Source organism: Vibrio sp. 10N.247.311.13, assembly GCF_041467595.1.
Taxonomy (GTDB): domain Bacteria; phylum Pseudomonadota; class Gammaproteobacteria; order Enterobacterales; family Vibrionaceae; genus Vibrio; species Vibrio crassostreae_C.
Genome location: NZ_JBFSUX010000141.1, coordinates 1 through 1195 on the forward strand (window position 1 = coordinate 1; position 1195 = coordinate 1195).

General features: G+C 43.7%; 1 protein-coding gene. It reads left to right on the forward strand.

Annotated features, from left to right (window positions below):
* The first annotated feature begins 68 nt into the window (after positions 1-68).
* A complete protein-coding gene (locus AB6E52_RS23060; protein WP_102319869.1) occupies positions 69-1169 on the forward strand; it encodes an ISAs1 family transposase in 1101 nt (366 codons plus the stop codon).
* Positions 1170-1195 lie beyond the last annotated feature (26 nt).

The following is a 1195-nucleotide window of genomic DNA, read 5'->3' on the forward strand; positions in this document are numbered from 1 at the left end:
CAGGGCGGGATCGCACTTTGTTAACAAATATGATCTAATAGCGTCAAACCCTTAGCTAGACAGCCATTTTGAACTTAATTGAGCACCTATCCGTCATCGAAGATACTCGTTCTGACATTAACCAAAAACATGACCTTATTGACGTTATGTTCCTCGTTATTAGTGCTATTGCATCTGGGTGCGAAGGATGGCAAGACATTGAATTTTATGGGGAAGAGAAGTTAAGCTGGTTAAGAAAGTACAGGCCATTCAAACATGGAATCCCCCGACGACACACAATAGCACGCATATTACGCTCAGTTGTTGCGGAGTCATTGCTTGAAGCGTTGGCCTTGTGGATAAACGAACAAAGAGCCAACCAAAATAAACCCATAATCGCATTCGACGGAAAAGTCCTGCGTGGCTCTTATCGAAATGACAGGAAAACAGCGTTGCAGTTGGTCACGGCATATGACACTGAGCGTGGCCTTGTTCTGAGCCAAAAACCGACGGAAAACAAGAATGGCGAGATCAGTGTTGTGCGCCAAATGCTTGATGTTATAAATGTAAAAGGCAGTGTGGTCACGATTGATGCGCTGCATTGCCAGCGCGAAACCCTAGAGAAGATAAAAGAAAAGAAAGCGCATGTTGTTGTTCAAGTGAAGAACAACCAACCGAAACTAAGAGCGGCTGTTGTTGAACAGTTTCAGGCTATCTTCGATGCTAGGAAAGAGAAAATAGTCACTGAAATCAAAGAGACACATCATGGTCGTAACGAAGAGCGATACGTTTTTCAACTTAAGGCTAAGTTGCCCGAAAAACTAGCAAAGAAATGGCCGACGGTAAGAAGCATTATAGCAGTGGAACGCCACCGAGTGATAAACGGGAAAGGCACCGTAGATACGTCATACTACATAAGTTCCATGTCGCCGAATCACAAATTACTTGGTCATTATATTCGTCAACACTGGCGAATTGAAAACAGCCAACACTACGTATTAGATGTTGTTTTTAAAGAGGATAGCTCTCGAATCACTTTGGATGGTGCCGTTGAGAACATAGCGTTGTTCAGACGCTTTGTAATGAACATGCTTAAGCAATGTGATTGCGGTGCGCCAAGTCAAAAGGTGAAGTTGAAAAAAGCGGGATGGAACGACGATTATCGGGCTAGAGTCTTCTTTGGGTTATAAATCCATCAAAGTATGCTCCCGCCCTG